The organism is Clostridium sp. (genome assembly GCF_036569345.1).
Taxonomy (GTDB): domain Bacteria; phylum Bacillota; class Clostridia; order Clostridiales; family Clostridiaceae; genus Clostridium_AD.
This window is the reverse complement of record NZ_DATCQT010000207.1, coordinates 1-25,655: the sequence shown is the minus strand read 5'-3', so window position 1 is coordinate 25,655 and position 25,655 is coordinate 1. Positions and strand designations below refer to the sequence as shown.

At 29.9% G+C, this 25,655-nt stretch carries 27 protein-coding genes; 5 read left to right on the top strand and 22 right to left on the bottom strand.

What is annotated here, in order from left to right:
* Nucleotides 1–174: 174 nt before the first annotated feature.
* Nucleotides 175–1,731: an ABC-F family ATP-binding cassette domain-containing protein gene (locus tag VIM70_RS21920; protein WP_331947903.1), complete on the bottom strand. Its 1,557-nt coding sequence runs from the start codon at nt 1,729–1,731 to the stop codon at nt 175–177.
* Between the two features lie 341 nt (nt 1,732–2,072).
* Between VIM70_RS21920 and VIM70_RS21915 the strand changes: the two genes are divergently transcribed.
* A complete protein-coding gene (locus VIM70_RS21915; protein WP_331947902.1) occupies nt 2,073–3,248 on the top strand; it encodes a class I SAM-dependent rRNA methyltransferase in 1,176 nt (391 codons plus the stop codon).
* Between the two features lie 558 nt (nt 3,249–3,806).
* Here the strand turns inward: VIM70_RS21915 and VIM70_RS21910 are convergent.
* The 3 genes from VIM70_RS21910 to VIM70_RS21900 all read right to left on the bottom strand — a co-directional run bounded on the left by VIM70_RS21910 (nt 3,807) and on the right by VIM70_RS21900 (nt 6,685).
* Nucleotides 3,807–4,511, bottom strand: coding sequence for a 2-phosphosulfolactate phosphatase family protein (locus VIM70_RS21910; RefSeq protein WP_331947901.1), 705 nt, complete (start codon nt 4,509–4,511; stop codon nt 3,807–3,809).
* Between the two features lie 44 nt (nt 4,512–4,555).
* Nucleotides 4,556–5,482, bottom strand: a complete 927-nt coding sequence (locus VIM70_RS21905; protein WP_331947900.1) for a TIGR01212 family radical SAM protein — start codon at nt 5,480–5,482, stop codon at nt 4,556–4,558.
* A gap of 126 nt (nt 5,483–5,608) precedes the next feature.
* The gene (locus VIM70_RS21900) at nt 5,609–6,685 is read right to left on the bottom strand and encodes a hypothetical protein (protein ID WP_331947899.1); all 1,077 of its coding nucleotides are present in this window, start codon (nt 6,683–6,685) and stop codon (nt 5,609–5,611) included.
* A gap of 236 nt (nt 6,686–6,921) precedes the next feature.
* On the opposite strand from VIM70_RS21900, the gene VIM70_RS21895 reads away from it, so the two are divergent.
* Both VIM70_RS21895 and VIM70_RS21890 read left to right on the top strand, forming a co-directional pair.
* On the top strand, nt 6,922–7,998 hold the full coding sequence (locus VIM70_RS21895; protein ID WP_414648740.1) for a transporter: 1,077 nt from the start codon (nt 6,922–6,924) through the stop codon (nt 7,996–7,998).
* 72 nt (nt 7,999–8,070) lie between these two features.
* Entirely contained in the window at nt 8,071–9,006 is a 936-nt protein-coding gene (locus VIM70_RS21890; protein ID WP_331947897.1) for a radical SAM protein, read from the top strand.
* 64 nt (nt 9,007–9,070) lie between these two features.
* Here VIM70_RS21890 and VIM70_RS21885 read toward each other — a convergent pair whose 3' ends face one another.
* From VIM70_RS21885 to murI, 7 genes are all read right to left on the bottom strand, one after another.
* Entirely contained in the window at nt 9,071–9,736 is a 666-nt protein-coding gene (locus VIM70_RS21885; protein WP_331947896.1) for a phosphatase PAP2 family protein, read from the bottom strand.
* Between the two features lie 30 nt (nt 9,737–9,766).
* Nucleotides 9,767–11,566: a heme NO-binding domain-containing protein gene (locus VIM70_RS21880; protein WP_331947895.1), complete on the bottom strand. Its 1,800-nt coding sequence runs from the start codon at nt 11,564–11,566 to the stop codon at nt 9,767–9,769.
* Between the two features lie 310 nt (nt 11,567–11,876).
* Complete coding sequence (locus tag VIM70_RS21875) at nt 11,877–12,542, bottom strand: helix-turn-helix domain-containing protein (protein ID WP_331947894.1); 666 nt, start codon at nt 12,540–12,542, stop codon at nt 11,877–11,879.
* 215 nt (nt 12,543–12,757) lie between these two features.
* A complete protein-coding gene (locus tag VIM70_RS21870) occupies nt 12,758–13,135 on the bottom strand; it encodes a DUF3783 domain-containing protein (protein ID WP_331947893.1) in 378 nt (125 codons plus the stop codon).
* A 52-nt stretch (nt 13,136–13,187) separates the two neighbouring features.
* Complete coding sequence (locus VIM70_RS21865) at nt 13,188–13,703, bottom strand: peptidylprolyl isomerase (protein ID WP_331947892.1); 516 nt, start codon at nt 13,701–13,703, stop codon at nt 13,188–13,190.
* A gap of 145 nt (nt 13,704–13,848) precedes the next feature.
* On the bottom strand, nt 13,849–14,289 hold the full coding sequence (locus VIM70_RS21860; RefSeq protein WP_331947891.1) for a hypothetical protein: 441 nt from the start codon (nt 14,287–14,289) through the stop codon (nt 13,849–13,851).
* Between the two features lie 141 nt (nt 14,290–14,430).
* Nucleotides 14,431–15,204 carry a glutamate racemase gene (gene murI / locus VIM70_RS21855; RefSeq protein ID WP_331947890.1) on the bottom strand — a complete coding sequence of 258 codons (774 nt, stop codon included), beginning with the start codon at nt 15,202–15,204 and terminating at the stop codon, nt 14,431–14,433.
* 161 nt (nt 15,205–15,365) lie between these two features.
* On the opposite strand from murI, the gene VIM70_RS21850 reads away from it, so the two are divergent.
* Nucleotides 15,366–15,653 (top strand): hypothetical protein, encoded by a 288-nt coding sequence (locus VIM70_RS21850; RefSeq protein ID WP_331947889.1) that lies wholly within the window; start codon nt 15,366–15,368, stop codon nt 15,651–15,653.
* A gap of 55 nt (nt 15,654–15,708) precedes the next feature.
* Here the strand turns inward: VIM70_RS21850 and VIM70_RS21845 are convergent, their stop codons facing one another.
* The 6 genes from VIM70_RS21845 to VIM70_RS21820 form a co-directional block, all read right to left on the bottom strand.
* Nucleotides 15,709–17,076, bottom strand: coding sequence for an MATE family efflux transporter (locus tag VIM70_RS21845; RefSeq protein WP_331947888.1), 1,368 nt, complete (start codon nt 17,074–17,076; stop codon nt 15,709–15,711).
* A 44-nt stretch (nt 17,077–17,120) separates the two neighbouring features.
* A complete protein-coding gene (locus tag VIM70_RS23500) occupies nt 17,121–17,969 on the bottom strand; it encodes a HAMP domain-containing sensor histidine kinase (RefSeq protein ID WP_414648739.1) in 849 nt (282 codons plus the stop codon).
* Nucleotides 17,970–18,558: 589 nt separating this feature from the next.
* On the bottom strand, nt 18,559–19,248 hold the full coding sequence (locus VIM70_RS21835) for a response regulator transcription factor (protein ID WP_331947886.1): 690 nt from the start codon (nt 19,246–19,248) through the stop codon (nt 18,559–18,561).
* A 158-nt stretch (nt 19,249–19,406) separates the two neighbouring features.
* Nucleotides 19,407–20,732, bottom strand: coding sequence for a pyrimidine-nucleoside phosphorylase (locus VIM70_RS21830; RefSeq protein ID WP_331947885.1), 1,326 nt, complete (start codon nt 20,730–20,732; stop codon nt 19,407–19,409).
* A gap of 21 nt (nt 20,733–20,753) precedes the next feature.
* Nucleotides 20,754–21,419: a deoxyribose-phosphate aldolase gene (gene deoC / locus VIM70_RS21825; protein ID WP_331947884.1), complete on the bottom strand. Its 666-nt coding sequence runs from the start codon at nt 21,417–21,419 to the stop codon at nt 20,754–20,756.
* A gap of 14 nt (nt 21,420–21,433) precedes the next feature.
* Nucleotides 21,434–22,468 (bottom strand): LacI family DNA-binding transcriptional regulator, encoded by a 1,035-nt coding sequence (locus tag VIM70_RS21820; protein ID WP_331947883.1) that lies wholly within the window; start codon nt 22,466–22,468, stop codon nt 21,434–21,436.
* A 278-nt stretch (nt 22,469–22,746) separates the two neighbouring features.
* Between VIM70_RS21820 and VIM70_RS21815 the strand changes: the two genes are divergently transcribed.
* Nucleotides 22,747–23,133, top strand: a complete 387-nt coding sequence (locus tag VIM70_RS21815) for a thioesterase family protein (protein ID WP_331947882.1) — start codon at nt 22,747–22,749, stop codon at nt 23,131–23,133.
* Between the two features lie 10 nt (nt 23,134–23,143).
* Here VIM70_RS21815 and VIM70_RS21810 read toward each other — a convergent pair whose 3' ends face one another.
* From VIM70_RS21810 to VIM70_RS21790, 5 genes are all read right to left on the bottom strand, one after another.
* Entirely contained in the window at nt 23,144–23,341 is a 198-nt protein-coding gene (locus VIM70_RS21810) for a hypothetical protein (protein WP_331947881.1), read from the bottom strand.
* Nucleotides 23,342–23,376: 35 nt separating this feature from the next.
* Nucleotides 23,377–23,940, bottom strand: a complete 564-nt coding sequence (locus VIM70_RS21805) for a hypothetical protein (protein WP_331947880.1) — start codon at nt 23,938–23,940, stop codon at nt 23,377–23,379.
* Between the two features lie 440 nt (nt 23,941–24,380).
* Complete coding sequence (locus VIM70_RS21800; RefSeq protein ID WP_331947879.1) at nt 24,381–24,650, bottom strand: FeoC-like transcriptional regulator; 270 nt, start codon at nt 24,648–24,650, stop codon at nt 24,381–24,383.
* A 66-nt stretch (nt 24,651–24,716) separates the two neighbouring features.
* Nucleotides 24,717–25,175 carry a Fur family transcriptional regulator gene (locus VIM70_RS21795; protein ID WP_331947878.1) on the bottom strand — a complete coding sequence of 153 codons (459 nt, stop codon included), beginning with the start codon at nt 25,173–25,175 and terminating at the stop codon, nt 24,717–24,719.
* Between the two features lie 55 nt (nt 25,176–25,230).
* Complete coding sequence (locus VIM70_RS21790) at nt 25,231–25,530, bottom strand: DUF2325 domain-containing protein (protein ID WP_331947904.1); 300 nt, start codon at nt 25,528–25,530, stop codon at nt 25,231–25,233.
* Between the last annotated feature and the right edge of the window lie 125 nt (nt 25,531–25,655).

The following is a 25,655-nucleotide window of genomic DNA, read 5'->3' as shown; positions in this document are numbered from 1 at the left end:
TCTTCTATGTTTTTTGATTTTCTAATGCGAAATATAGTGTTTTGTTCTAACTCATTCATAATTCAAAATGCTATCGCATAACTACATGTAAAATAAACCCAGTATAATAAAAAATTATACTGGGTTTGTAAACAACCTGAGCTAGAAATTATTCTAGCTCTTTTTTATGGTAAATTATACGATTTTAGTTGTCCACTCTTCACAATCCCAAACATCTGTTACTATGTCTTGATAAAATTCTGGCTCATGACATACTATAAGTATACTTCCTGTATATTCCTTTAGAGCCCTCTTTAGTTCCGCTTTAGCATCTACATCTAAGTGATTGGTAGGTTCATCTAATATCAATATATTAGTTTCCCTGTTTAATAGTTTCGCAAGTCTTACTTTCGCTTGCTCTCCACCACTAAGCACGGTAATTTTACTTTCAATATGTTTTGTAGTAAGTCCACACTTAGCAAGTGCAGATCTCACCTGTCCCTGCGTAAGACTTGGGAATTCTTGCCAAAATTCTTCAATACAATTATTTCGGTTGACTCCCTTTATTTCTTGTTCATAGTATCCTATATATTGATAATCACCTAAATTTGTATGACCTGAAACAGCCTTGATATCACCCATAAGACTCTTTAATAATGTTGTTTTTCCAACACCATTGGCACCAGTTAAAGCAATCTTTTGTCCTCTTTCCATATATAAATCTAATGGTTTAGACAATGGAGTATCATAACCAGTAACTAATTCCTTAGTTTTAAATATTATTTTACCAGAAGCTCTTGCAGATTTAAAAGTAAACTGTGGTTTTGGTTTATCTTTTGTAACTTCCATTCTATCAATTTTATCTAATTTCTTTTGTCTTGATTTTGCCATGCCACTTGTAGAAGCCCTTGCTTTATTTTTAGCAACAAATACCTCTAGTCTTGTAATTTCCTTTTGCTGTCTTTCAAAATCAGATTCCATTTGCTTTCTTTTAGCTTCATGAACTCTTAAAAATTCTTCATATGAACCTATATATCTAGTTAATTTTTTGTTTTCCACATGATATATTATATTAATTGCACCTTTTAGGAATTCAATATCATGAGATATTAAGATAAATGCATTTTCATAATTTTGAAGATATCTCTTAAGCCACTCTACATGGGTCTCATCCAAAAAGTTAGTAGGCTCATCAAGTAGCAGAACATCTGGTGCTTCTAATAAAAGCTTTGCAAGAAGAATTTTTGTTCTTTGTCCACCACTTAAATCTGCAACATCATTTTCAAGACCAACATCTTTAAGTCCAATTCCTGCAGCTACCTCATCTATCTTAGAATCAATAGCATAAAATCCATTGTTATCAAGTTGATCTTGAATTACTCCCATCCTATCCAGTAACTTTTCTAGTTGCTCTGGGGTTGCCTCTCCCATTTTCTCAGTTACGTTAATCATTTCCTCTTCTAAGTCAAAAAGATATTTAAAAGCACCCCTTAAGACTTCCCTAATAGTTTTTCCCTTTTCCAAAACAGTATGTTGGTCCATATAACCAACCCTTACACTACTTGACCACTCAACTTCTCCTTCATCTGGCATAAGCTTGCCAGTAATAATGTTCATAAAGGTTGATTTACCCTCTCCGTTAGCCCCTATTAGTGCTATGTGTTCCCCTTTAAGTAATCTAAAAGATACATCTTGAAATATTACTCTGTCACCAAATCCATGGCTCATATTTTTTACTACTAATCTACTCATTTGTTTTTCTCCTTACTATAATACGATTTTATATATTTATAATTTTTACATTATGAAAGTCACTCTAGTCATATAATTATGTTTTTAATAGTTTAATTGACTATGTTAATTTTAGATTAATGAAAATATATGCAATTTTTCATATGTTTGTGTTTAATTCATGTATAGATTAAAAAATGGCACATATACAAGTGTAATTTATAATTGCCCTTATGTCAAAACATTTTTATTTATTTCATATTACAAAGTAATTCAGTGTGTTATAATACTATAGATAAATAACTTGATATTTAGTTATTAAAATTGATTTATGCCCCTAAAGAATACAGGAGGGATTTAAAATGACTTGTAAATTTTACTTATATAAAGGTAAAGGTAGAAATGCGGAAAATGGACACCTTTGGATATATGCCAATGAAATAGAAAATTTCGATGGTGAGTATGAAAATGGAGATATAATAGAAGTATACAATTTCAGACGTGAATTTATAGGAAAAGGATTCATAAATGATGTTTCTAAAATTGCAATAAGAATAATGACAAGAGATATTAACGAAGAAATTGACGAAGAGTTTTTTAGAAAAAGGCTTCACGCTGCTTGGCAGTATAGAAAAACAGTTATTGATACTTCGAGCTGTAGATTCTTGTTTGGAGAAGCAGATTTTGTACCTGGAATGATTATAGATAAGTATGAAGACTATTATGTTATTCAGTCTTTAGCACTAGGAATTGACAAATACAAAGATATAGTAGTTAAGCTCTTAACTCAGGAATATGCTGCAAAGGGTGTATATGAACGAAGTGACGCTAGAGTACGTGTTCTCGAAGGAATGGAGCAAATAACTGGATTTTTAACAGAACCTTTCGATACAACTATAGAAATTGTTGAAAATGGAGTTAAATATTATGTTGATATTGCAAATGGTCAAAAAACTGGATTTTTCTTAGATCAAAAGGAAAACAGAGCTGCTATCCACAGATTATGCGAGGATGCTGATGTTTTAGATTGTTTTACACACACAGGTTCCTTTGCGCTTAATGCAGGTATAGCTGGAGCTAAAAGTGTACTTGGAGTAGATATTTCTGAATATGCAGTAGAATATTCAAGAAAAAATGCAGAACTCAACGGACTATCGGATATAGTTAAATTTGAATGCCATAATGCCTTTGACGTTCTAAGGCAATGGTCAAGAGATAAAAGACAATATGATGTAGTAATACTAGATCCCCCAGCTTTTACAAAGTCACGTTCTACTATAGATGGTGCTACAAGAGGATACAAAGAAATAAACCTACGTGGTATTAAATTAGTTAAACCGGGCGGATATTTTGTAACTTGCTCATGCTCTCATTTTATGTACCCTGATTTATTTAGAGATACAATAGCTGAAGCAGCATTGGATGCTAAAAGGACACTTAGACAAGTAGAATTCAGAACTCAAGCAGCAGACCATCCTATACTATGGAATTCTGATGAATCTTACTACTTAAAATTCTACATATTCCAAGTAGTATAGAAAAAAAGGTGCATCCTATGATCTTTCTCCTACGTTATGCAAAATAAGAGCTTGAAACGTGAAATTCCATTAAATAATTCTAATCTTTTGCCAATATAAATTTCTTTACCTCTGGGTATTTCTCTGGGGGACATAACAATTATTAATTGTTATGCTCTCACATTCGGCTTACAGCCGGTTCGCTAGCCTTCCTTACAGGAAGTCTCACGAGAGTTTTATATTGGCAAAAGAAGAATTACTAAATGGATTTTCAATGTTTCTGCTCTTCTTATTTTGAATAACTATGGAGAAAGATCATACTATATCGCATATCTATATTCCAGGTCTATCCACTTGAGCTACTGTGGAATAAAAAAAGTATATATTACGTAAAATGCATTTGAACAAGCCTTAGCAATTCTAATTTATTTTATTTATAGCTGCGTGAAGAAAAACTCATTGTTTGAGCGATAGCGAGTTTGAGTTTTTTAGCAAATGTAAATAAAATAAATTTTAGAATTCCTAGGCGTAGTGAAAGCATCTGGAGTAATATATACTTTTTATTACTTTATAATTCACTTAAATTATAATCCCATCCTTATACTCTGGAACAATATCTATAATATCTTTTTTGCAGCAGTATTCTAAATCTGCTTCTAAGCCTAGCTCCGTAATCCTTTTATAGTGGCTGGCATATTTTATAAAGCTATGAATATCTTCATTGTTTTTATAGATGTAATGTGAAGTTATAGCTATATCTGATAGCTCTGCTTGTACTAATTTTAATATACAATCTATTATGTACCCACTGCACAGAAAATCATCTATGGAGAATTCACCATAAGTTCCCGCATTAACTATTACTACATCTTTATTTAAAGATACTACTTTTTTTGCTGTAGCTTTAGCGTTTACCATGGCACCTATTAGAATGTTACTCGCGCCAACACAGCCTTTTATAGCTTTTGTACCATTAGTAGTAGTCATAACAAGTCTTTTGCCTTGTATGGTATCCTTAGTGTATTCTAGAGGTGAATTCGAATAGTGAAAGCCCTCTATTTTTAATGCATTTCTCTCTCCTCCAAGCATAAACTCATCTTTACTATTTCTTACAATCTCAGCTGCGACCTCCACTGTCAAAACAGGGATTACCCCTAAACATCCGTTATTAATTGCAGTAGTTATTACACTAGTTGCCCTAAGCATATCAATTACTATCACTGTTTTATCTTTTATTTTTTCCTTTTTTATATCATCTGCAGAAACTATTATATCTATTTTCATAATATTTCACTTCCTAAATTGGTTTTAATTTTCAATGTGTTTATTTATAAATTAAAATTCTTTCCTTGATATAAATCTAATTGTTTTAATTTATCATCTATAGCATTTAATACTTCCCATTTTTTCAAACTCCACATAGGACCTATTAGCAAATCCCTTGGTGAGTCTCCTGTTAATCTATGAATAACCATTTCAGGCGGAAGCATAGTAATTGACCTACAAATTACATCTATGTACTCAGCTTGTTCCATGAATTTAAGCTTTCCTTGCTCAAAAATGTCAACCATTGGTGTGTTTCCTAAAAGATAAAGCAAATGCATTTTTATTCCTTTTACGTTTTTATGAGCAACATAGTCTATTGTTTTTAACATTTCCTCAGTGCTTTCCCCAGGGAGACCAAAAATAGTATGCACCACAACATCTATGTTTCTTTTATTAAGTTCACTTAAAGCCTCTTCGAATCTTGATAATTTGTAACCTCTATTAATAATTTTTGCACTTTCATCATTTCGAGTTTGAAGCCCTAGTTCTACCCATGTGTACACTCTATGAGAGTATTCCTCTATAAGGTCTAATACAGCTTTATCTAAGCAATCAGGTCTAGTTGCTATTGCAAGAGCCACTACCCCTCCCTGCAATACTGCCTCCTCATATTTTTCTCGTAATATCTCTATTGTTGCATAAGTATTTGTATAGGCTTGAAAGTAGGCAATATATTTTTCTGTTTTCCACTTTTTTCTCATCATAAGCTTTATATCCTCAAATTGCTTTGTAATAGAAAAAATTCTATTTCCAGCAAAATCTCCTGAACCCCTTTCGCTACAAAACAAACATCCGAGGTTACTAATAGTTCCATCTCTATTAGGACAAGAAAATCCACCGTCTAAGGCAATTTTACTAACTTTATCACCAAATTTTTCTCTTAAAAAATAATTCAAACTATGGTATCTTTTATCATTCCATGTTTTCAATACTAATCTCTTCCTCTCTTTATTTAAGGACAATTAAAATAAATAACTAGATATTAAACTAATTATTTATTTTAAAATTTAAAACATATATTAATTATACCTTATTATTCATAAAGAGAGCATAACTTATAATTTATCTATAGTGAAATCTTTCAAATTTAATTTCCATTTACCAACAATATCTGCTTCTGAACTATTTACTTTTGATCTAGGTATCACTTCAAAAGTCATTGTATCCTGCCCAAAGGAAGAGAACACCATTTCAACCTTTTCTATAGGATAGTCTTTTTGAAAGTCAACTGGGATCATATCTCCGCTTTCTACTTGATAAACCCTAATACATTTGCCCATGTTTTCCTTGTTATATTGTACAAGTAAAAACTTTTCATCTAAGGAGAAGGTCATAAATTCAACTTTAGAATCTATTAATAAATCCATTGCTATTAACTGCTTACCAATTGGTTTTTCCTTAGCTACCTCGCCAGACCCTCCATCTTGCTTTGATTGCTCCGATGAACTTCCAGCATTTCCCTGAACAGCTAGGGATTCATCAATACTAATAACACCTATGAAAGAATTTTTATTATAGCTACTAACTGCAAGTTTGTCTCCTACATAATTATAATTTATAGAACTAAATTCTTTTACTGGAACCATAATTTTGTATAACTGTGAACCATCGTCTTTTGAGTATGCATATTTAGGAAGTCCAGCTTTATCAATAATTAAATTTGTTTTTACATCTTTTTTATTTCGGAATCTAATGCCTATGCTTTCTACAAAAGCTTCCTTTTGTGCTTCACTAGTAACTTCACTTATTTTGTATTCAGCTCCATCTTTGACAATTTTAATAGAATATTCATCCAAGCAAGATAATGAACTATCCATAGACGTTCTTGTAACTCTAACCTTAAAAATTCCAGTTCTACCAACCTCATTGCTTTCTGTAACTTTATAGCCCTTTATTTGCATATCACTAATTGGCATATTAGAAGCTTTTTCAAATAAAATCTTTGTGTATAATTTTTTACCGCTTTCATAATCTCCTTTCATTATAAAACTCATATAACTATCTACTATATTACCTGCTGTTTTAATTTCAAAAGCATTAATTTCGGGTTTTTCTTCTTTCCCTTTATTAGAGCATCCTATTAAAGAAAAAGCATAAAAAAATATTATTAAACAACTTAAAATTTTTTTCAATATCTCCACTCCTTTTAATTGAGTTTTAATTTATTTATGATAATCATAAATATCTTTAAAATATATAAAGTTATATTAATTATGATAATTATAGTTTCCCTCTAAATTAATTTTTAATTTATAAAATCATCATTTATTATTAAAATCGTGATTTTTTACTAAAAAACACACATATATTTATAAATATAAGCATCTTATTTAAATAAGCACTTATTTTAATAATTTATGGAGGAGATATTTTGAAAAAAACAATCGGTTCAATTTTTCAAACAGCAGCTGTATTTATTGGTACTATAGTAGGTGCTGGGCTTGCTTCTGGTCAGGAGATAACCCAATTTTTCAGTAGTTATGGATATGTTAGCTTCTGGGGAATTCTTATATGTTGTTTAATCTATATTGTTATAAGTTCAATTATAGTGTCTATTAGTCTGAAACATAAATTAAGCTCCTATACTGAGCTTATAACCCTTGTAAGCCCAGGTTTCTTCGGCGTGATTACAGATATTTTCACAGGTTTTTTCTTAATTAGTGGTGCTGCTATAATATTAGCTGGAAGCGGTGCACTTCTTCATCAATATTTTGGTGTTTCAAAATGGGTTGGAATTTTGCTTATGGCAATAATCACTTTATATACTGTACTTAAGGACACTAAAGGATTAATAACTATTAATTCCTTTATAGTACCAACTCTTACTACAATTGTAATAACTATATTCGTATTATATTTAGTATTATACAAAGATATGGTAAGTACTACCTATATAAAACAAATTCCCTCCTATAAAAGCAACATAATCCCTGCTCAGTGGTTTTTTTCAGCCTTGCTCTATTCTGGTTTTAATATGCTAAGTTGTAGTGGTGTGCTAGTTCCACTAAGTCAAGAAATTAAATATAAACGTATTCTTATTCCTGGAGTTATATTAGGAGCCTTAGTTCTAACCATATTATGCTATTTGATAAATATAATGCTTCTCCTTAACATACCTCAAATTTTCAAATACGAAATTCCACTTTTGTATATAACAAACCGTTTTGGAATGCTTATGCAGATTCTTCTACTTTGTGTAATTTGGTGTGAAATGTTTTCAACTGAAGTTTCTAATATTTATAGTGTGGGAAAAACTTTGGAGAAAAAATTTAATATTTCTTATAAAAAAGCTGTTCTAATAATACTTGTGCTCGCGCTACCAATTTCTCAAATTGGTTTTAAAACCTTAATAAAAGTTCTTTATCCTGGTTTTGGTGCAATAAGTTTTATATTTTTAATTCAATGTATTATATTTTATAGAAAAACTACTAAAAAGCAGAATTGACATTATATATATTGAACTGTACAATTTTTATATAAGCTAAGGTACATGGATTTATAAAACAAGGAGATAAAGATGATTAACAATTCATTAAAATTAAGCAATTCAAACTTTTTAAAACTACTAGGAAAATGTAATTTATGCCCTAGAAAATGTTTAGTTAATAGATTAGAAGGGGAATTAGGTTTTTGCAGAGCTTCTAAGGATGTAAAAATAGCTAAAGTCAGCTTGTACCATTGGGAAGAACCCTGTATTTCAGGCTCAAAGGGTTCTGGTACTGTGTTCTTTTCCAATTGTAATCTGAGATGTGTGTTTTGTCAGAATTATAAAATAAGTCATGAGGGCAATGGAAAAACAGTATCAATAAATAGGCTTTCTGAAATCTTTCTGGAGCAACAAGAAAGAGGAGCACTTAATATAAATTTAGTTACGCCTACCCACTATGTCCCGCAAATAATAGAGGCTTTAAAACTCGCGAAAGATATGGGACTTAATATTCCTATTCTCTATAATTCAAATGGATATGAAAATATAGATACAATTAAGTCACTCCGAGGTCTTATTGATGTTTATTTACCAGATCTAAAATATTATAAAGATAAATATGCTCTTAAATATTCAAATGCTCCTAATTATTTTAATGTAACACGCAAAGTTATTACAGAAATGGTTTCACAAGTAGGAATAAACACTTTTGATGATAGTGGGATTATTCTAAAGGGAGTAATAATAAGGCATCTGATGTTACCTGGATTATTATTTGACTCTAAAAAAGTAATAGACTTTATATATAATACTTTTAATGATAGTGTATATATTAGCCTAATGAATCAGTATACCCCTATGCAAGATCTATCCGAGTATCCTGAAATAAACAAGGTCCTAAATCCTAATCATTATGAAACTCTAATAAACTACTGCCTAGATTTAGGCATAACCAAGTGCTTTATTCAAGAAAATGGGACTTCATCTAAAGCCTTTATTCCTAAATTTGATTTAAGCGGAGTATAAAAATTTAATTACTCTATCAATAAAAAGTCCCCATGATTTTAAAATCATAGGGACTTTCTATTATCTATTCTATATATGTAATGTTTTTATCTTTGTCAAAATTTAACTTTACATTTTCAACAGAAAAGTATAATATACAAGCGAATATAATACCTGCAATAACATCTGCAAAATAATGTTGTTTTATAAACATAGTAGACAAAATTATAGAAATGGCCATAACCCCACAAATTACTTTAATCAATTTGCCAACCTTTTCTGATCTACAGGTGTACATTGCTATTAATACAGAATCTAAAACATGAATACTTGGAAAACAATTATAAGGTTTATCAACTGCATACAAACTGGAAACCAAATTACTGAAGAAATCTGTTCGCGTTATTATGGGTCTTGGAACATATGTTGGATAAAAATAAAATATTATATAAGATGTGATCATGCCTATATTTAAGGTTATAAGTAATTTTATATACCTTTGTTTATCTAATACACATAAAAAAGCAGAAAAAACTACTATAAACATATACCAAGATACATAAGGTAATATAAAAAATTTATTAAAAGGTATGAATTCATCCACAAATGTAAATAGGGAGTTATAATTCCCTCTGTTTTGATTTAATATTGGGTATGAAATACTTATTAAGGGTATGCTTAGTCCAAATAGCCCTCTCTTAAAAACATCCTTCCATTCTTGTGATACTACATTCTTTTGTAATTGTCCCACCTTAATCCCCCTGACCCCCATCAATAAAAGCTATATTTTATATTTTTTTAAATCATCTTTAAATGAGCTTGTTATCTTTTTAAATTCAAATATACTATCAATAAGTTTTTTTATTTCATTAGTATAACTTCCAACACTTGCACTTACCTCTTCTGAAGATGCAGAACTTTCCTCAGCAATTGCAGCTAGAGATTCTATTGTTTCATATATGTTTGTAATAGATTTTGATTCTCTGTCTAAATCATTTATAGTATTTATCATTGCCGTAGAAACTGTTCTAACAGACATTGTAGCTTCGTAACTTATATCTCTTACTTCTTCAAGTCCCTTAGTCTCATTTTGAAGAATATCATACTGGTCACCAATTTTATTAACAAGTGTATTTATATCCTTAACAAACTGGATCAAATTGCTATTAATTTCTTCTACAGCGCTCTTCGATTGTTCTGCCAGCTTTCTCACTTCATCAGCAACTACAGCAAAACCTTTCCCTTGTTCACCAGCACGAGCAGCCTCTATAGATGCATTAAGGGCAAGTAGATTTGTTTGCTCTGAAATTTGAGAAACAATTGATACTATGTTTGTTATGTCATGAGCCTTTGTTTCTAACTTAACACCATTATCTTTAACCTCTTGAAATTTTTCTAGTGTTCCAAGTATATTTTTACTTGTACTATTAACACTTTCATAGCTTTTATTAATCTTTACAATTGCTTTTTCTAATTCATCCTTATTATCATTTTCATTTTTAACAATATCACTAAGCGCTCTAATATTATCATTCAAAATTGAAACCGCATTTTCAGTATTCTCTGCTTGGCTTACTGAGCAGCTAGCCATTTGCTCAACTACCCCTGATATATCCTCTGATGTATTGTTCATTGTATGTGAAATTACATTTATATTTTGCGCGAAATTATCCATTTCATCGGTTACACCCTTAAAATCAACGAAATCTGCTCTAAATCCTTTTTTATATTCCTTAAGTTTTTTATATAAGTCCTCATATTCATCGCCAGTAACTATGTCACCATCTTCAACATAATTATTGTTATTAATTTGATCTATAGTTTGCATAATTAGATTTTTAGGTCTTCCCATTATAAAAGATGCTAGGAATGATGCGGCTCCTGAGATCACCGCTATCTCTAACACTTTTATAATATCAGCTGCTCCCATTATTGCAAATGACCCAATCAAAGCTATAAGGAAGGTAACTAGACTTACTTTCCCATGTATACTTTTAATAAAGCCTAAAGATAAAATTTTATTTATTTTATATGTTTTTTTATAATAAATATCCTTTTCAAAGGTAAGTTTTAAACTTAAACTGTCTGTTGTTTTTTCTAATTGTTTTATATCAATTTTCTCATTAAAGTACTCACAAGTCCCATCTAAAAGCCCCAGGAAGTAATCAAACATTGCTCTCTTCGAATTATAAGTAAAAATAGCCTCACGACTAGAAATAGGTTTTATACCTACAAGTGGTGGCTTAGCCCCATCAAACTTCTTTGTCATTACCACATGTATATCAAATAGCGATTTTAAAAATGAATATACATTTTCAGTCTCAAAAAATGCAGGAAAGTCCCTATGAAAAGCGCTTATATTATCTTTTCCTATGGTTCTCCATAATTCTTCAATAGTTATATTTTGTTTTTTTGATATGTTCCCAATTACATTTTTAACTTGTCCATCATCTACATTCTCTACAGGTGAAAATATCTTACGTGAATTCCACCCCACAGATTCCATAGCATTATTAACAATCTCATCACTATAAAGCTTTCTACAGGTTTTCATCCAAGTAGCTACTACTGTTCCTTTCATGACATTATACCCTCCTTCTTCTATTGTTTGTTTTCTTTACTAAATTATTAAATGGGTTATTGTATTAACGTCCCACTAAAATTATCTATTTAATGTATATTATATACTATAAACTACCAATAATGTTTCGTTAATAAGATTAATTATTAATTTATGGATTATTTGGTTGATTTATCACTATAATTAATGATGATTTTTACTTATCTAATATATTTTAAAAAAATAAATCTCAAAACAAAAAGCACATCCCTTTTTAATAACGGGTGTGCTTTTATTTTTAAGACATATAATCCTCATCTCAGTTGTAATCTTATACCTTAAATTCTACACTATCTAATCTTGCAATTACTTTAAGCTCAGTATGGTTAATTGTATCAGTCTTTAATGAGTTTCTATTGCTAATTAACAATATTTTATTACTGCCCAATGTTTTTATTTGTCTTATTACTCTCTCTCCATTATAATCCACTAGTGCAATAGCATTATTTTCTATTTCATGTGTCAAATGAGCGAAAGCAATATCTCCGCTACAAATTCTAAACCCAAGCATATCGTCATTCTCTATTTCTAAAAACAATACTTTATCTATTGCATATCCTTCCACTTTATTTGATATTATAGGCATTTGCCTTATACCAATAGCTTTAGCTAAATCATATTTATAAATAGATACATCTTTTAAAATTGAACTAAACGCATCATTCCAAACTTCTTTTACGTTTCCAGCGCTAGGTTTTTCTAACTTAGGTTTTCTTTCTTCTACAGACTCAACATCTTGAAAAGCTACTGAAGTATCTTCTATTTCATCACCTAATATTTTCGATATTTTTTCTAACAATTTTTCATTTATAACTTTTCTTCCCAGTTCAATTTCATTAATAAAACTTTCAGAAACTCCGATTTTTTTACCTAATTGTTTTTGGCTTATTTCTTTTGCCTCTCTAACCTCTTTAATCCTATCTCCTGCTCTGCTCATAATTCTCCACCTTTCTAATTTAATAATTAATTATTAAATATCTAATTACAATTTTACACCATTTCTTGCCTATATAAAAACCCTTTGTTTAATATTTTTCAATTGTGTATATTAAAAAATATAAATCCTCTGCAATAATGCAGAAGATTTATACTTTATGGTTTTAAACATTCAATAATTCAGCAAATAAATATGCTGGTCTATTATCATGTACTTTATTCTCTTTTTTTATAAGCTTCTCTTTCTTGAATTAAATGATCCATGAGATAACTGACTGTCCAATTTATAGATGTTGGTGTAACAGCAGCTAGTATTGTATTAACATCTTTAATTTGTCTTATATCATCAATTAAATCATACAACTGCTTATCATTATAATTATTAAATAGAAGTAATTTTTCCTCAGGTAAATCTATATTATTTTTTTTACTTTCTATATTATTTAGTATTTCTTTAATTGTTACGTTGCCCATGTTTTTCTCTATTACTTTGCAAGGTAATATATGTTGCGCAGATAACAAACTATTAAGTTGTTCTTTTTCTATTCCTGTAAGTCCATATGCAAGGATAAGTTTTTCATTAATAATCTCCACGCTATATTCCCCCTACAATTTTCTATTTTTTATAATTAGATGATTGTTGTTATTAGATTTTTTCTGGCTCACTATACTTAATCCCTAAAGTGTCAACGCTCATGCTTTTAATTTTTTGCTCTTTTTTGGGTTTATCACTAAAATCTTTTTTTACGTTGGCTATTTCTAAAGCATATTCCATTCCCTCTGTTACTTTTCCAAAACCTGCATAACTTGCATCTAAATGAGGAGAATTAGCTACCATAATAAAAAACTGACTTCCTGCTGAATCTAAATCATTAGATCTAGCCATTGATAAAACACCTGTAGAATGTTTTAAATCATTTTTAAATTTATTTTGAGAAAATTCACCTTTTATTGAATATCCTGGTCCACCCATGCCTGTTCCATCAGGGCAGCCACCTTGAATCATAAATCCTGGTATTACTCTGTGAAAAGTAATTCCATTATAAAAACCCTTGTTTATAAGGCTAATAAAATTATTTACTGTATTCGGTGCGACTTCAGGGTACAATTCTGCCTTTATTATTTTACCGTCTTCCATATTAATCGTTACTATTGGATTCATATATTTATCTCTCCTTTTATTATGTAGTCTTTATAAATTATATCACATATTATATTATTTACTATTTTATATATATAAGTCATAATAAAAAAAATAACTAGTAAAAATGCTAGTTATTTTTTTAGAAGATCTACCTTGTAAAAAATTAAATAATTTGCTGGTCGACACTTATTTGTAAACTCATCGTGCCTTGAGGTTCTTCTAATTCTATATGAAGATTTCCTCCTGGAAGTATTATTAAAAAATGGTCATCTAGCATGTCTACCTCTTGATTTTTATCAATATTAACTATATCTATTTCTAGATTTCCGTTAGCCTCTGCTATATCATATTTATAACCAACATTTAAATTACCAAATGTAGTTATCTCTTTTAAGACTTTATCCTCACTTGCGATTACTAAATGTGCAATATTTTTATTTTCTGCGAGTTCACATACTAGATGATTTATAATACATAAACAATTACTTTGCGCTGGATTATTGATAACTATACAATTGATTTTTTTTCTCTCTTCAATTTTCATATTAAATATATCATGACCTATTTGGTGTTCATTGTTCTTTTTCAACTTAAACACTTTCATTTCATCACCTTATTTCTGTTGTTTATTGTATAATACATTTTATTCACATAGTCATGATATTGCTATAACTAATATTAATGTAAATACATAAATTTTATTTTTTTAAAGTGATAAATGACAAAACCTATAAACAAAAATGAGTTATAATTTTAATAATTTATAACTTAAATCAATTGCACTCATACTTTTAGAAGAATTATATATAGTTACTATACCCTTTGTTTTCTTTTCATTTAAAAGATTATTAAAGGTAAGTTGCCTTTTTAGTTGATTTACAGTACCTATACTACCATCAATTATAATAGTTCTCCTCCCAACTATTTTAGCTAATTCTCTTTTTATAAATGGGTAGTGAGTGCATCCAAGGACTATAGCTGCTACGTCTATTTGCGCAAATTTCTTGAGCTTTTCTTTTAAATATTTTTCAACTTGATCTCCCTCTATTATTCCATTTTCTATAAGTTCAACGAGCCCAGCACAAGGAAGAGGTATTATATCCACTTCGTTATTGTACAACTTCATTAAATTACTAAATTTCTTTTCAGCTAAAGTCATGGGAGTAGCCATAATAATTATGCTTTTCCCCCTGCTAATCTCTACAGCCGGCTTTAGTGCTGGTTCTATACCAATTATAGGTATGTCCGTGTATTTTTTCCTTAAAGCATCTATAGCTGCACTCGTAGCTGTATTGCACGCAATTACTATTACTTTAACTCCTTTATCTAAAAGAAAATCCACTGCCTGAAAAGTTAATTTTTTAACCTCATTTACATCTTTAGTTCCATAGGGTGCATTTAAAGAGTCCCCAAAATACACAAAATCTTCATTAGGCAGTACTTTCAAGGATTCCTTTAACACACTTAGCCCACCAACTCCTGAGTCAAAAAATCCTATTGGTTTTTCTTGATTATTCACAACATCACCACCATATTAAAATTGACAATTTTACATATAAATTATAAGAAAATAAAGATAAATTATTATCTTAGCATTTTCTAGTCACATATATACGTTACATTAAATAATATATTAATAAGTCTATTAATTTAAATTATAACATAAAAGGAGGGAATGTTATGCCTTCACCACCTAATTTATACAAAATTAAGAATTCAATAAGCAATGGTTTTGAAGTAATATCTAACAAGTCTGAAAATTTTATTGAGATATCCAAACTTAAATATAAAATTCATACTGAAGAAGATAGTATGGAAGATCTCTACAGAGATATAGGAAAAGAATTGTACAATATTTTCAAAACTAATAATCACGTTGAAAGTTCTTTATTAGATTATTGTAATGCTTTAAAAAAAATAGAAAACCGTATTAAAAGTCTTGAAAAAGAACTTAATAAAAAGAAATAAAAAATAAACGGCCTTTGCCCTTTGGAATTCAGGGCTTTAGCCGTTTAAGTGATTTTTATTCTGTAATTAAATCCTTTGCTTCACCACGCAACTTATTTAGATGTTTTATTTCTACAAAAATAAACGTGCCTGTAATAATTGAAGCTAATAAATCTGAACTAGGTCCTGACATCCACACACCATCTAAACCAAAGAACCTTGGAAGAATAAATAGTAATGGTATAAGAAGTATTACCTGTCTGCTTAATCCTAAAAATATAGCTACTTGGGCTTTACCCATAGCTTGAAAATAGTTTGAACTAACTATCTGAAAACCTATTATAGGAAGCATAAACAAGTATATTCTAATTCCATGACTACCTATTGCAATTAGCTGTGGGTCATTATTAAATATACTTATAATTTGTTTTGGAAATAACTGTACTATTATAAATCCAGTTGTAGTTATAGCTGAGGCTCCAAGTATTGCCAATTTTAAAGCATGTTTTACACGTTCATATTTTTTTGCTCCATAATTGTATCCTATAATTGGTTGACAACCTTGGTTAATCCCAAAAGTAGGCATTAACACCATCATTACCACACTCATAATAACCCCCATTGCTCCTAGGGCCAAATCCCCCCCATATTGAACTAAATTTCTATTAGAAATAATAGTCGTTACGCTTGCGGCGATTTGCATTGAAAATGGAGACATACCTATAGCAAAAATGCTTTCTACAACCTTTGCATTTAGTTTTAAATTTTTGTAGTGAATCTTTAATACACTGCTTCCACCATAGAAATAATATAATACCCATATAGTATTCACGCTTTGAGCGATAACAGTTGCTATAGCTGATCCTCTAGTTCCCATATGTAATCCAAAAATAAAAATTGGCTCTAAGATAATATTTAACACTCCTCCAATTAGCATTGTAAACATAGCAACCCGTGGATTTCCCTCAGCTCTTATAGTATTATTCAGTCCAAACCCTACACTTTGAAAAATTCCTCCTATTAATATTATTCTTATGTAATCCTTGGCATATGGCAATGTATCTTTACTTGCCCCAAATTTTAATAACATTGGTTCTAAAAATATAAGTCCTAAAGCGGTTACTATAAGAGATGTTATAATTAGAAGGGTAAAGGCATTCCCTAATATATGCTCTGCCTCTTCCTTTTTTTGTTGCCCAAGTTTTATAGATATAAGTGAAGCGCTTCCAATTCCTACAAGCATCGCAAATGCCATTATAATAAGAGATACGGGAAATGTTGCTGTAACTCCTGATAGTGCAAGTTCCCCTATACCACGTCCAACAAATATTCTATCTACAACATTATATAAACCGTTAACTAACATGCCTACAATGGCTGGAATAGAGAATTTCATTAGTAACTTACCTATACTTTCTTCCCCTAATTGTTTTGACCTGTCCAAATGATCGCCTCCTTTGTTTATAATTATTTTTAACCTTAGTTATATCACAGTTTGATGATAAATTTACAACCTTTATCTGTATCTTTTACTAAACATATATTGCCTCCATGTTTTTCAATTATTGCTTTTGATATTGCAAGTCCAAGCCCTGTACCACCAGTTTTGGAGTTTCTTGTAACATCTTCGCGGACAAAAGGCTCAAAAATATCTCCTTCAAAATCTTTAGATATTCCTACTCCATCATCTTCAATAATTATCAAGGCATTTCCGTTATCTACTAAAAGCTTAATGCTAATAGTAATACCAGGATTATTATATTTGATACTATTTAATATAAGGTTACTTAAGGCTCTATCTAAATTTTTTTTATCAAATAAAATTTTTACTTCATCTTCTGTAATATCAAATTCATATAACACACCATTTTGCTCCATAATTGGAACATAACCTGCAATAAGTTCTCTTAAAAACTCACCAATATCATGATAACCCATATCTAATTTATATTCCGTACTTTCAACACGGGAGAATTCAAATAGATCTTGAATCAAGTCATTTGCTCGTATACTATTATTATTAATAACCTTTAGCAACTTATTTTTATCTTCTAATGTAATATCATCGTTCTCTAATAAGAATTCTGAATACCCCAATATACTTGTCAATGGATTTTTTAAATCATGAGATATGTCAAGAATCATTCTTTTCCTGTTATGTTCTGCTTTTTTCTTTAATAATGTTTCTTTCTGTATTTTTTCGGCCATTAGATTAAACGCGTCTTGTAGTTGACCTATTTCATTTACAGAATTAATTTCAACCCTCGCAGAATATTCACCATTTTTTATAGTATTAACTCCTTGTAAAAGTTTTTTTAATGGTTTGACAAAAATCATTGATGTAAGTTTAGCATAAAGTAGCATTGTTGATAGTAAAAATATAAATATTATAAAAGGAAATATTTCTAAAAAAGTTGGTTTTCTTATTGTAGTTGATCCATTTTGTTCCAATTGCTCTTTATGTTCAAGTCCCCAAATATAGGTGTCAAAAATACTGTTCGGCATAGCCGTAATTAAAATAAAGTCTTTACTCTCTCCATGCTTACTAGAATAAAAATAGCCATCCTTTAAGTTATTGTTAATCATATCATTATAATATTTTTGTGAGTATTTAAACCCTACTTTATGTTTACTTCCATTTTCCATAACAATAACTAAGTTTTTATCCAGCACTTCAACATAACCCTTTGACTTTATAAAGTTTATTACTTTAATATCCTTATAATTTTGTTTTATAATATACTCTGCCGTGGTATTGTCTGTTGGTGAATTCACAGAATTAAGAGAAAGATAAAACAATAAAGCGGCCATAGTTAACATGAATATTCCTACTAAAATAACCAAAAATAAGATATAATTCTTAAATAATTGAGTAGCCATCTTTTTACTTTTAAAATAAATGCCTATTTTCTTTAATTTCTTTCTGTTAATCATGATTTTGTTCCATTTTATATCCTATACCTCTTATTGTTTTCAAATATTTAGGATCTTTAGGATCATCCTCTATTTTTTCTCTTATATGACTTATGTGTACCATAATAGTATTAGAATCTCCATAATATGGGTTTTTCCAAACTATTTCATATAGCTGCCTTTTAGTATATACCTTTCCCGGGTTCTCTATAATAAACTCAAGCATTCTATATTCCTTTGGGTTCAAAGCGAGCTCTAAGTTGTTTTTATAAATACAACAACTTTCTTTGTCTAGTGTTAGCTCTCCAATTATTATTTCTGTTTTATGAGTTTTATTAGAATATTTATAATAACGCCTTAATTGAGCTTTAACCCGAGCAATTATTTCAATAGGACTAAATGGTTTTAATACATAATCATCTGCACCTAGTCCAAGACCAAGTATTTTATCCGACTCTTCTTCTCTTGCAGTTATAAATATTACTGGTATGTCACTAGTTTCCCTAATCTTTTTCAAAACATTAAATCCATTAATTTTTGGAATCATAACATCAAGCAAAGCAATGTCTATATCTTTACTATTAAATATGTTTAAAGCTTGCATGCCGTCTTCTGCTGTGAAAATCTTATATCCTTCTTTTGATAAATGAATCTCTAACAACTCTCTTATATCCTGTTCATCTTCTACAATTAGAATATTCATTATGCATCCCTCCCATCTTTATACATTGTAACCCAAATGAATACATTAACTCAAATTCATTTTCAGTAATATATACTTTTCTTGACCTTGTGAAATTATGGGAAGAAAAAATAGAGGGTATAATGCCCTCTATCCTTTTCTAATTGGAATATTTTTCTTTAGAATTTGATAATACCATCTTTTGTAACAATCCCTCTAATTAATGGTTTAGCTACGGTTTTACAATCTACTATTTCGTATGCATCCAACACCATTTGGGTAGATATTTTTTGTTTTTCATTATTATTAGCGTATATTGTAGCAATAGCTTCTCCCATTTTTACAAAATCTCCAATTTTTTTATGAAGAACAATTCCTACTGATAAATCTATAATGCTCTCTTTAGTTTCACGTCCAGCACCTAAATTTAAAGCAGCAATTCCTATGTTGTCAGCTTTTATTGCTTTTACATACCCGACCTGATTTGATATAACTTTCTCTACAATAGCTGGCATTGGAAATATAGATGGATCATCCACATAAGCTGGATTACCACCTTGCGCTACCACAAGTTCTCTTAGTTTTTGCAAACCTTTTCCTGATTTTATAATATCCTTTAGTATTTCTCTTGCTTCTACAGTGTTCTTTGCTTTTTCTCCTAGTACAAGCATATGCGCTCCCAGAGTTAAACAAAGTTCCGTAAGATCTTTAGGGCCTTCCCCTTTTAATGTATCTATAGCTTCTTTTACTTCTAAAGCATTACCAACTGCGTACCCTAATGGTTGGTCCATATCAGTTATTACACCAATAGTATTTCTACCAACATTCGTACCTATATCGACCATTTCTCTAGCAAGTTCAAAAGCATCATCTTCATTTTTCATAAATGCACCATTGCCTGTTTTTACATCAAGTACTATAGCATCCGCTCCTGAAGCTATTTTTTTACTCATTATGCTTCCTGCAATCAAAGAAATATTATCAACAGTTGCGGTAACATCACGAAGTGCATATAGAAGTTTGTCTGCTGGTGCTAAATCAGCAGTTTGACCACCTATAGCAATTTTAACTTCATTCACGTTTTTAATAAACCTTTCAATTGACATAGCAACATTGAATCCATCAAAAGATTCTAGTTTATCAATAGTTCCTCCAGTATGTCCAAGGCCTCTTCCTGACATCTTTGCAACTGGTACCCCCGCTGCTGCAACAATGGGTCCAAGAATTAGTGTAGTTGTGTCTCCTACCCCGCCAGTACTATGTTTATCAACCTTTACACCTTTAATTGCAGATAAATCAATGGTTTCACCACTATTAACCATTGCCATTGTTAAATCTGCTGTTTCTCTCTTATCCATCTTTTGAAAATATATAGCCATAAGTAGTGCTGACACTTGGTAGTCTGGAATAGATCCCTTCGTATATCCAGATATGCAGAAATTTATTTCTTCTTTAGAAAGTTCATTTCCGTCTCTTTTTTTCATTATTAAATTATACATTCTCATGATACACGCCCCCGATAATTATTAATTTGAATTGAGCTTCTCAGTTCCCTTAACAATCGCTATAGAACTACTAGCCCCTATTCTACTAGCACCAGATTCAATAACTACTCTTGCATCCTCAGCTGTTCTTACAGCTCCAGAAGCCTTAACTCCCATATCAGGTCCTACAGTCTCTCTCATAAGTTTTACATCATGAACTGTCGCTCCTCCTGTTGAGAATCCCGTTGAAGTTTTTACGAAGTTTGCGTTAGCTTCTTTAGCTATTTTGCATACTAAAACTTTTTCCGCGTCCGTTAAAAGACAAGTCTCTATTATTACTTTTACTATTGCTTTCCCTCTGGCAACATCAACTACTGCTTTAATTTCATCTTTTATAGTGTCAAATTTCTTTGATTTTATAGCACCAACATTAACTACCATATCTATTTCCTGTGCGCCATTATCAATAGCTTGTTTTGCTTCAAATGCTTTCACTTCTTTAGTTGTAGCTCCAAGTGGAAATCCAACAACTATACAAGTTTTTACGTTAGTTCCTTCTAATTGTTTACTTACGAGTGGTGCATAATATGCATTAGCACATACTGACGCAAATCCGTATTCTTTAGCCTCATCGCAAACTTTTATAATATCTTCCTCGCTAGCTTGTTGTTTTAATAATGTATGGTCTATATATTGCTCTATTTTCATATTAATCTTCTCCCTTATTTTATAGATTTATTTTCTATATACCTTTCTGATCCTTTTAAGACAAGCTCTGGCAAAATCGTTCTTCTTTTAATTTCTGTGATTCCATTACTATTTAAATTTTCTAATAACATTTTCATACCAATCCTACCAAGTTCGATAGATGGCCCATTAATAAAACTAATGTTCATTCCTATTATATTTAATACATCAAGCTTATCAAAACCGATAATCGCCATATCGCCTGGTATATCTAGCTTTTGTTCGTAAAAAGCTTTTATGCATCCTAAAATCATGGTATTACTACTTACAAAAATCGCAGTAGGTCTATTATCCATTTTTAATATTTGCTTTGTGATTTCGTAAGTTTTTTCATATTTATAATCACCACAAAAAATATATTCATTTTCTATAGGAATGTTATTAGCTTCTAATGCTTTTTCATACCCAATCAATCTCTCTTTTGCTGGTCTAGAATTCATATCCCCTGTAATTATAGCTACTTTTCTGTGTCCTGCTTTTATTAGTGCAATAGTTCCATCATAAGCACCCTTTATGTGATCTATAAAAACTCCACTAAAGTCAAGATATTCAACATGACCATCAATTAAAATTATTGGAATTCCTAAGTTTTTAAGAGCATTTAAGTTTTGACTATTATCCGAATCCTTGTAAAAGGTTGGAGTTATTAAAAGTCCTTGGATTCTTTGCTGCTTAAGAAGATTAATAGCTTTTAGTTCTTTGTTTTTATCCTCATCAGTGTCACAAAGAATTATATTTAGGTTAAACTCATCAGCAATTTGAGTAATACCCTTAATAATTTCTCCAAAAAACACATTGTTTATATCAGGAACTATAACGCCAATAGTATTTGTTTTACTAGTAGATAGGCTTCTAGCTATAGCACTAGGCGTATAATTTAGATCTTTTATTACCTTTAGAACCCTTTCTCTTGTTTCATCTTTTACATAACCTGAATTGTTTAAAACCCTTGATATAGTAGCATGGGATACTTTTGCCTCTTTAGCTATATCATTTATAGTCACTGTCATTTTAGCCCTCCTTATAACCCTGAAAACTCCTAAGGTACGCTCTCTAAATTTCAAATAAACAAATTTTTAACCCATGTATAACACAGATAAGAAACTTCTTTGCTCAAATGTCATTTAAACTTAATTTTCTGAAATATGTTACCGCTTTCACATTTAGTATACTTCAATACAATGCAAATTTCAATAGTAGTTATTTGAGGTTTTAGTTCATCATCATTAATTTATGGTATAATTCATGTTGATATAAAGAAAAAACGTTATGAAAGGATGAACGCTTAATGAATTTTAATACTATTTTAAAAATTGGAGAAAGTCTCATTAATGAATATATAGTAAACCCAGAAGATACAGCAGACTTTATTGGAAATATAGGTGTCATTACCTTATCTACGCCTAGTATGGTTAGATATATTGAAGCCACAGCAACACATTTAGTAATTCCCAATATACCAAAAAATTACAGGCCTGTGGGAACTAAAATTAATATTGAACATATAAACCCAACACCTGTTAACATGAAAGTTACTGTAAATGCAACACTTATAGCAATAGAAGGCAGAAAACTTCGTTATAATGTTGAAGTTTTCAATGAAAAATGTAAAATAGGCTTTGGAACATATGAACAGCATGTAATTAACTTGGGAGATTTTTTAAACAAATATTAATAAATTATTTTTAAATCAGGAAAAATGTTGGAACCAAAAGTATTGCAACTATAACGATACATATACCTGAAATACAACTACCCAAAAGTATACATTCAATACCTTTTTTATTGGATTCATCATTTTTAAAATACTTAATTCCATTAACCATAAAAAATAATGCTGTTATTATTACTATAATATTCATTGCAAATAATGTTTTAATCATTTTACCTCCAAATTTCTTATAATTTTACAGTTAAGTCATTCCATGAAGAATGCAAAAGCATCTTTATCAAAACCATTTGATCTGTCTATAACATTTATATTCCGAATATGATATACTTTTCCTTTATAATCCTTAGCTTGATTATCACATATATAGGCATAATCATAGTTTCCATCCTTTACCCACTTCATAAATACATATGTATGAGTTGGCATGCCATTTTTATCCCCCTTGCCATCTGTGGTGAAACAAATATCTCCCGGCATTAATTTCTCATAATTCCTTTGTTTTTTCAATCCATCCTTCTCTAACAAAGGTAAAATTTGCTCTATATTACTTGTTTCCTCAGGTACATTAAAATTGTTATGCCTTAGGACTTCAGCTATAAAATAAACACAGGTGTTTGCTGAACTGCCCTTATTTAATTTTATGGCAGCATCATAAACCTCTTTTCGATTCCCTACATCCTCTAGAAAATTATATATATTTTGATTTAAACCTCTATTTTCTCCTTGTACATATGTCTTAACGTTATTTGAAAATATTATTATTATGCTTGTTATCACTAAAACAAATATAATAAGTATTACTTTTTTCATTTGAAATCACCGCCCTATTTTTTAATGGCTACATAACATTTTAGAAGGTAAGTCTCCACCTTTATAATTGGATTACATATTATAACAAAGAGATAATTCATTGGTATCATAAATCTCCTTCTTAAGTCATTAATATTGTAGATGGGAAAGTGATGATTTTATTTTCCAATAATATAATTATAAAATGTAATCCTAGATATTTCCTAAACTAAGTATAAACAAAATATAAACTTTTTTAGAAAATTTTCTTATTGTAATCACTGTCTTTTAACTTATCCCATACTTATAAATTTTTTTTATTTACTGATCTATTCTTATCTAACAAAATTAAAGCATAAGAAAACCCTTGATTAATTAATTAATTAATTAATCAAGGGTTTCACTAATGGATGGTAACTATAATATTCTGGTATCAACAAAAATCTACATTATTGCTAATACTACACCAATATTGTCTTCTTACCTTTTTCAGTAATATTCCACATTTTTATTCCTATATCTTGATTACCGCAACAACTACCCTTTTTTGAGCTTCCACAATCACAACCTGACGAACAATTCCCCATATCTTCTTTTTCAATATAGCCTAATTTTTGAAGTTGAGTTATCATTTGTTCTACCAAGCTTTCATCTACTCCCAATTCTTTTGCCATTAATTTATTTGAGTATACTCCACCCTGAGCTAATCTTTTCAATATTTTTATTAGCATTTTGCAACATCCCTCCTAAATCTAAATTCTTTAATAAAATAATGTTTCCTTTGATTGCCTTCTAATTTAGGGTATCATTTCACACTCCTTACAAACTCCTGATAATATAACATTTGTACTTTTAATTTCATTTTTTTGTTTTCTATTAAACTTTTCTATAGAACTATCCAAATTCTCTGATATTTCTTCTTCGTTTATATCTATTATTTTATTACATTTAACACATTTAGCATGTATATTGAACACATGTTTTTCTGTTTTTTCTAACTTGTAATAGCAAGTATTTGATATATATATCTTTTTCAAAACACCAATCTGTTCTAATATTGCAATATTCCTATAGATAGTACTGATGCTATGTCCCACACTCTTGATTCTTACTCTTTTGTAAATTTCATCGGCATACATAAGACAATCATTTTCACAAAATACCTCAATAATTTTAAGTCTGGCTTTAGTAAGTTTATATCCTCTTTGTATTAATTTATCTCTAATGTGATTGATCTCTTTTCTTTTATTAATCATTATTTATCAAATCCTTTTTTAAACTACATCATGATTAATTTGGTTTATTCTAAAACTAAATAACAACTTTCTCAACGCCTGAAAGCTCTTTAGCGCACTCCTGGATTTTCTTTTCCATATGTGTCCAAGAACGTTTGGAAAATACAATCTTAACATTGCATCTTCTTGATTCCTCTTTAACTATCCTTGTTAATTGGTGACCTACATAATCTACCAGAACCATTACTAAATCTATGTTTCTAGGTATTTTGAAATTTTTAGCGTCTTTTTTTCTACCAGTTATATGCTCTATATCTTTAAATCCATTCTGCATTAATTTCTCATTAATATTACCAAGTTTATCTCCTCCTTGTATAATCTAATTATAAGTTTGATAAGAAACCACCCCTAAATAATACGAATAATTTCTTACTTATCTTTGTTAATGTTAATGTTAATCTTTATTTTTATTAATTTCTAAATCTCACACCTATCTTTGCT